7 protein-coding genes are annotated in these 7,558 nt (G+C 45.1%); 2 read left to right on the plus strand and 5 right to left on the minus strand.

Annotated elements, in window-relative coordinates; translation table 11 throughout:
• Window positions 1-22 precede the first annotated feature (22 nt).
• Complete coding sequence (locus tag K5R16_RS18650; protein WP_220739435.1) at window positions 23-1,087, minus strand: alcohol dehydrogenase family protein; 1,065 nt, start codon at window positions 1,085-1,087, stop codon at window positions 23-25.
• Complete coding sequence (locus tag K5R16_RS18655) at window positions 1,087-1,602, minus strand: TetR/AcrR family transcriptional regulator (RefSeq protein WP_220739437.1); 516 nt, start codon at window positions 1,600-1,602, stop codon at window positions 1,087-1,089. Before K5R16_RS18655 ends, K5R16_RS18650 begins: the two co-directional genes overlap by 1 nt.
• Before the next feature lie 136 nt (window positions 1,603-1,738).
• Here K5R16_RS18655 and K5R16_RS18660 point away from each other — a divergent pair, with 136 nt between their 5' ends.
• Window positions 1,739-2,128: a ribosome recycling factor family protein gene (locus tag K5R16_RS18660; RefSeq protein ID WP_220739438.1), complete on the plus strand. Its 390-nt coding sequence runs from the start codon at window positions 1,739-1,741 to the stop codon at window positions 2,126-2,128.
• 46 nt (window positions 2,129-2,174) lie between these two features.
• On the opposite strand, the gene K5R16_RS18665 is transcribed toward K5R16_RS18660, so the two are convergent.
• Window positions 2,175-2,624 (minus strand): PACE efflux transporter, encoded by a 450-nt coding sequence (locus tag K5R16_RS18665; RefSeq protein WP_220739440.1) that lies wholly within the window; start codon window positions 2,622-2,624, stop codon window positions 2,175-2,177.
• Between the two features lie 361 nt (window positions 2,625-2,985).
• Between K5R16_RS18665 and K5R16_RS18670 the strand changes: the two genes are divergently transcribed.
• Window positions 2,986-3,864, plus strand: a complete 879-nt coding sequence (locus tag K5R16_RS18670) for a LysR family transcriptional regulator (protein WP_220739442.1) — start codon at window positions 2,986-2,988, stop codon at window positions 3,862-3,864.
• 76 nt (window positions 3,865-3,940) lie between these two features.
• Here K5R16_RS18670 and K5R16_RS18675 read toward each other — a convergent pair whose 3' ends face one another.
• Both K5R16_RS18675 and K5R16_RS18680 read right to left on the minus strand, forming a co-directional pair.
• Window positions 3,941-5,212: a YibE/F family protein gene (locus K5R16_RS18675; protein WP_259649929.1), complete on the minus strand. Its 1,272-nt coding sequence runs from the start codon at window positions 5,210-5,212 to the stop codon at window positions 3,941-3,943.
• 116 nt (window positions 5,213-5,328) lie between these two features.
• On the minus strand, window positions 5,329-7,461 hold the full coding sequence (locus K5R16_RS18680; protein WP_220739444.1) for a bifunctional UDP-sugar hydrolase/5'-nucleotidase: 2,133 nt from the start codon (window positions 7,459-7,461) through the stop codon (window positions 5,329-5,331).
• Window positions 7,462-7,558: the final 97 nt, after the last annotated feature.

Consider the following 7,558-nt stretch of genomic DNA (forward strand, 5'->3'; position numbering starts at 1 on the left):
ACAAAAGTAAGCACTACGACTATTACTTGATGTCGATGACAATTTTGCCTACATGCTGTTTTTGGCTAAATGAAGCTTGTGCAGCAGGGATCTCTTTTAAAGCATAAACCTCTGCAACTAACGGTTTTATGTTGCTCTGTTCGATATGCTTAATCAGTGCTTGAAACACCCCCGCTTGCAACACAGTACAACCCAATAAACTAAGATCTTTAAGATATAGAGTTCTTACATCTAAGTTCACCATAGCTCCGCCAATGGCACCTGCAACGGCGTAGCGTCCGCCCGGGCGAAGTAGCTCTAGTAGTTGTGGCCATTGTTTACCTGCAACGAGGTCAATAACCACGTCAACACTGTTGCTGGCCAACACTGTCAGCAGATTATCGCTGCGATCAATGACTTGATCTGCGCCAATGCTCAATAGCTGTTCTCGTTTTTCCCTGCTAGTGATAGCAATGACAAATGCACCGCGCGCTTTTGCAAGCTGCACCGCCGCAGAACCAACACCACCGGACGCGCCAGTAATAAGCACTCGTTCTTGCTGTGAAACATTAGCCTTAGTCAGCATATTCTCTGCTGTAGAGTATGAGCAAGGAAAGGAAGCCAGTTCGATATCTGAAAGAGCGGAGTTGATTGCGTATGCATGCACTGCGTCCACGGTAGTGTACTGCGCAAAGCCACCATCGCACTCAGAGCCAAAGTACCAAGGCGAGGCTAATTGCTTGCCATTGGCGTGAGTAATACAAGGCTCAATTAATACACGTTGGCCGATACGTTGTGGATTAACATGTTTGCCTACCGCAACGATTTCACCGCAGACATCGGCGCCTTGAATGCGTGGAAATGTGAGGGCTTGTCCTGACCAACTGGCATCTTTGCTGTCTGCTGTGCTTTTTGAATACCAAGCGGTACGGGTATTGATATCGGTATTGTTCACACCTGCGGCAGAGACCTTGATTAATACTTGGTAGTCTAGTGGTGTTGGCACCGGGGTATCTAACGTAAGCTTTAACATATCGACATCGCCATGACCCACTAACGTCATCGCCTGCATGGTGCTCGGAATTGAACTGGACGCTGTTATCTGCATTATTTTTGCTCCAAAAGAGTTTGAGTGAGTTTGAGGGCGCTATTAATCGTCGCTTCACCCATTAGTGGCCAAGCGCTCGCTATTCCCTCATGCACTAAAAACAGCGCCGCGGCGCAATCTGGACGTTGGCTTTGCTTTGCTAAAAACTGTTGCACAGCTTGTTTGTGACTATTCACAACGTGACTGATTTGCTGGTTCTCTGGAAATGCGGCAATAGCTTGCATCGACATACAGCCGTTAGGTGCCGATATTTTCATCCATTGTTGCAGCTGTTTAAAGGCGTGGATAACAGCATCCAATCCTGGTGTTGGTGCTCCTTGGGTTAAGAATGCAAGGTAGCGTTGTTGGCGGTGCTCCAACGCAGCAATAATCATCTGCTCTTTCGAAGGATAATATTTGTATAGGGTGCGCAGACTCACTCCGCTGGCTTTTTGCAAAATAGCTACGCTGGGTTGCGCAAAGCCGTGTTGGGCGAAAGCAGCTTCAAGATTGGCAGCGATCTGTTGATCTGGCATGGTGTACACCTTTAAGGTAGAGCAAGTATTCTACCTAGGGTAGAGTGTTCACTCTACCCATGTCAACTCCAGCTATGTTTTTTGTATGCTTGCTCACTTATATCATTTCATTGGACGCCGGGTATAGAATAGAGCGATGAATGAAAATGTCACCATCTCACTTCCTGCGCTTATTCATCGAATAGGTAGAGACTCAGCTAACCGGGCTAAAGCACTTGCTCGGCTACATAGTTGTGAGCTAAAGCGTGTGCGTCGCTCTCGTAACTGGGCGATAACGGGGGAGGCGATGAGCATTCAATCATTTAATGAACAGTTAAAATCTCAAACCAGTAGCGAGTGGCACTATTTAATTAAAAAGCTTGAAACCGCACTGCTAAACCACGCTGATAAATTAGAACCTTTACCTGCCAAGCTGGCTCGCTTAATTAGTGAGAACACTAATATCACGCTTGCTGAACTTATGCATCTCACCGATTGCACCCTAAGTGAAGCTAGAACTGCACGCTTTAATGCTGAGACTTGGTAGGGCATTGCAGGACTCAGCCTTTTAGCTGAGTCCTTATTCTCGAGGTCTAATTGATTGGTTGGGCAATGGTATTACTGTTCGCTACGCGGCTTGAAAAGAAGCGCTCACGAATCACATCATAAGCCCAGTTATAGATAATCGCGTACACCAGAAAGAAGATAACCACGCCTAAATCCATAATGAATACGGTCCAGAAATCCAGTTGTAGCACCCACATCATCAAGGGGAGTGTGGCGACAATCATGCCAAGTTCAAACCCTAGTCCATGGCCTAAGCGCATCTTTATAGAACGCTTGATGCGGTTTTGACCAAAGATGCGGTCAAAGCCTAAGTTATAGATGTAGTTCCATACCATGGCAATTAACGACAAGCCGACAGCCAAGCCGGTTGCTGATTTTGCTTCTGTATCGGTAAAGACTATCGCCGCAGTGATAACGAAAACCAAGGCAATCGCTTCAAATAGTACGCTGTGTAAAATACGCTCTTTAACATTCATAATCAGTCTCACTTTAGCTTGTTCAGTAGTTCTTAGGCGGATATACCCGTTCTACCTCAAGACGCTTGATTTCAGTGGGAATTAACAGTGATTTAGACAAGGCTTTGGCCGCGGTGCAATAGCTAGTCTATTGCCAAGGTCAGTCACGCAGACTAAATCACTGTTAAACCCACCCAATGGGAGCGCCTGAGCAAACCCACTTCGACGTTGCAAAGCCTAAAAAGGGAGCGACCATTACTGCGACTTTGCGCCTTGAATTAGTTTCGCTCAGGTTGCTCTGAAACATGCACTTTGAGGTAGTACGGGTATAATCATCAATATTGGAGAAAGAATCTAGTTAGTTACTATCAGGAAAAGTGATATGTATAACTTGGAACAGTTAAGAATGTTTGTTGAAACTGCTGAATCGGGTTCATTTTCGGCGTGTGCTAGACGGCTCGGCAAGGTGCAATCAGCAGTGAGTCAGGGAATCGCAAACCTTGAGATAGAGCTCAACACTAATTTGTTTGACCGCACTAGTCGTAAGCCCTCTTTAACGGCACATGGTGAAAGGTTGCTGCCTTTTGCACAGGCCATTCTACGGCAAACCTACGAGTTAGACTCTGTGACTAATGCGCTTAATCTTTCCCATGAAACCGAGATTAAGCTAGCAATCGATGATGCGTTGCTACCGATGATGGCACGTATATTAGATTCTTTTGCAGAGCATTTTCCGGGTACCAATCTTGAGCTGTATGCAGTAGCCACTCCAGATGTATTAAGCTTGGTTGATGGTGGAAAAGTTGATTTGGGCTTAATGTTTGCCAGCAGTGAGTTTCCGCAGAAAGTCGATGTTTGTTATGTTGGAAACATGCCATTTAATGGTGTGGTCAGTCCCGGGCATCCTTTGGCTGAGCTTAAGATGGTGTCGGTTGCTGATCTAATCCCCCACCGCCAGCTGTTGATCCGTAGCCTTGATGGACAAGCGTTAGCACACAGCCCAAACGTCTCTTCACATATCTGGTGGGGCAGCAGTTTTAATGCAATCAACGCCTTGGTTAAACAAGGGTTAGGCTGGGGATATATTCCGGCTTACATGGCAGAGCAATATGAGCGTCAAGGTGAGATGGTACGCTTGCAACTTAGCTTTGATCATAAACCATGGCGTGTGCCCATTGATCGCGTGATTGCTAAGCAAAAAGCCAAAGGGCCGGCACTAAGCTGGTTGGCTGATGCTGTGACAGATCTACTTGACGATTAATGAGAAAAGTCAGCTGTTAGCCTGACCCCATATCGCAATATGTCTTTGCTACATGAGGCCAGTTTTGCGATTCCATTTAGCTCAACACTGGGTCTCTGCAGTTAACGTTGCTGTAGACTGGTTTTCTGGTTTTCTGGTTTTCTGGTTTTCTGGTTTTCTGGTTTTCTGGTTTTCTGGTTTTCTGGTTTTCTGGTGCTGGTGTTGCTAATGGACGGTTTATTTCGCTTGTATCGATCGTATCGTTGAGCATATACCTTGCTAACCAAGCCGTTAGAGGAATGGTTAGCACGATACCCACACTGCCAGCTAGCGCATGAATAATGCTTAAGGCGATAACGGGAGTATTGATAAACTGCGTAAGCGGCATATCTAAACCCCAAACCATCATAATGGTGGTTAAAGAGCTGCCGGCAAAGGCAAGAATGAGCGTGTTAGTCATGGTGCCCATAATATCTCGTCCGATATTCATACTGGCTTTCATCAGCTGTTTGGGGCTGAGTTTTGGGTCGGTGATCTTTAACTCGTTATAGGCAGATGCAATAGAGATCGCGACATCCATGACTGCGCCCAATGCTGAAATCATGATGGCAACAAACATTAACCAGCGGATCTGAATAGGCTGGGTAGCAAGGTAGATCACATCCTCGCCTTTATCTAAGTAGATGCCAGAAAGGTTGGCAAACTCACCAAACACCTGCGCCATAATACCGGCCGCAATGACCCCGAGTAAGGTGCCACCCATGGCGCAAAAACTTTTGCGATTATAGCCGGAGACTAATATGAAATTGACGACGATTTTCAGTCCCATCAGGATGATGGTAATGACAACTGGATTCCAGCCTGCAAAAATTGCAGGGATTAACACGCCGACAATCAGCGCGGCGGTAAAATAGAGTGAGATAACTGAATTCAACCCCTCTTTCTTGCCAAATGACAGCAGTAATAATAGAAAGGCAAAGCACATCCAGTAGATCGCGGTGGAGCGTTTGTGGTTATAGGCCCAATACACCGCGCCGTTTGGTGTCTCTCTAATCATCATGATAAAGGTGTCTCCTTCAGCAACGAGCACATTATGCTGTCGGCTGAGAGGATTCTGAACCTCGACGATTTTTCCAGTTTCATCGCCTTGTAAGATCTCTGCGGTGATAACCTGTAAGCCCGTTAATATAGAGGGGACACGGGGATCTGGAGCAAGATTATTAGAGATAACTGAGACTACACTAGCCTCTACGAACTGCTGTTGTAGCGGTGTCTTTGGTTTTAAACTGTCGCTTAAGCTTGGAGAAACATAAAAGATAAGTGTTGAAACCAAAGCAATAAATAGGGTGAATCGATAGTTTTTTAGCATAGGGTATCAGTCACTCGTTGCCACTAATATTGTTAAATTAACGGCGAATTTGTCGGTAGGAATTCGCCATTAACTTAAACAGAAGAGGCCTGCGAACAGGCCTTTTTTACTGCGATTTACTCAGTAATACAACCGGCATAATCTTGGGTTGGATTGACTGTGTATGAGTTTACGTCATTGACATTAATCGCATCCAAAATACCTGGGTATTTAGGGTTGTCTGGATCAATGTTGACACAAATTTCTTTGTTAATCAGTCTATTCCATAGAGCCTGACCTGAACCATTATCGGTGCGAAGTAGGGTAATAGCACCGTTATCTTGGTACTGCTTAATTTCCCAGTTCGGGTTAGTGAAATCACTGGCATTTACGCCTTTGTTGTCTGCCACGTACTCAGTCAACATATCGCGGATAGCGTAAACAGGTTCATTCACTGAATCATAGAAAACATCTTCACCGCTTGCCCAGCCAAACTTCTTAATGTTTGAACCCCAGCGGTAGCTGTTTAGCGCAACCTTGTAGGTAGCCGTTGCATCGAATGGCTTACCATCAATTTCGATGATCTCGATGCGATTACCTTCATTAGTGACGGTATAGTTGTCATCCATTGCGAATGAATCACCAGTCAAGTCAACCACGAAGTCAATTTTGCCATCGAACTGATCGTACATGTACGCTTTAGCACCTTTGCGGAACGATACGGTAATGTCACCGTCTTTATAGGTATTAAAGTAAGTGTAAGACCACTCCATATAACGCTTAAGATTGGCGCCTGTCATGTTGATACCGATAAGGGTATTGTCATACTTATACAGGTTAGTTGAATCTTTCTTAGCGTACTCTTGACCGTCAATGAGATTAGAGCTGTCTGAGAACAAAGACGCGGCAGAGACAACTGCTCCAGATTTCTCTAGCTGGATTTGGTTAATGAAATCCATTAACGCAGTATCCATTACTTTAGCGGTATGAATGGTTGAATACAGACGGCCTGATTCATGGTCGTAATCTTCATGTACCGCTTCGTCAGCACCAGTGCCCGGTGTAAAGTCGCCACCGACAAGGCCTAGAACTAATTGAGCGTCCGCTTTGGAGATGTCATGAACATACTGGAACTGTGAAGTGGTAATTTGGCTTTCTTCGATATTCTTTGAGGTGATATTGCTAAGAGTGGTATCGACCATTTCCCACTTACCATCGTTCTTCTTAAGCTTAATATCGGCCTTAGCTAGCGCCCAGCCCCACTTGCCAGGTTCAATGATTTTAACGCTCTGAGCACGATTGCTTTCATCATAAGTGCCAGACAAGGTTTTATCTTCAGTGGTATCAGCACCTTCAATTGAGATATCTGTAGAAGCTATCTCTGCACCCTCTGCAGCTTTTTGGATACTTTCAATATAAGTAGCGTGCTCATGTCCTGCTAAAATCACATCAAACTTATCGGCCATTTCTGCAGCAATCTTATGCACGCCAGCGCCGCCTTCTGAACTACGTCCGATATGGAAAGCGCCGATGATGACATCAGGACTGAATTTCTCGATCAACTCATCTACTGCAGCACGCGTTGAGGCAAGTTCTTCATCAAACTTAAGACCTGCAAAGTGGCCTGGCGCAGAGGCTTCCCAGTTAGGTACGTTTGATGGGCTCACACCCACGATTGCGACTTTGGCACCATCAACTTCGAAAACTTGGAAGGCACGGATGTAGTTGGCATCGTTCTCTTCCCATTTGATGTTGTTTGATACAACAGCACCATTGAAATGGTTTAGGTTACGATCGATGAAGCTTCGCTCGAAGTTAAACTCATGGTTACCTGGAACCCAAAGATCATAATCAAGTGAATTTAAGGTTGCAACGACAGGGTGAGTAGGATCGTCGTTGAAAAGTTGTGCTGAGTTGCCTTGAACGGTATCACCGATATCAATCAAGATCATGTTTGGATTGTCCGCTTTTGCTGTTTCAAGCAAAGTGGAAATACGTGTTAAACCTGCATCTGAATCTACTGCATCTAGCGCATAGTCATAGCCAAAAATTCGGCCGTGAAGATCTGACGTTGCCCCAATAGTAATGGTGACTTCGTCGACTTCATTTTGACTCTTTACGATGATGTCTGGTGTATTGGTTAGTGTTTTTCCCTGCGTAACAACAGGTGCATAGCCGCTATCGGTATTAATAATTGTTTCATCATCCGAACAGCCAGCTAAAGCCGCTAGTACTGCTAAGCACAATACACTGCGAGTAGTTTTTTTCATGTTCAACCCCGTATTATTTTAAATAGCGCATTATTTGCACCAATATGACTAAGGCTAATTCTTATGGTTTAAAATATTAGGATTAATGGGTAATCCT

The sequence above is a fragment of the Shewanella sp. c952 genome, from assembly GCF_019654975.1.
In the GTDB taxonomy this organism is placed as follows: Bacteria; Pseudomonadota; Gammaproteobacteria; order Enterobacterales; family Shewanellaceae; genus Shewanella.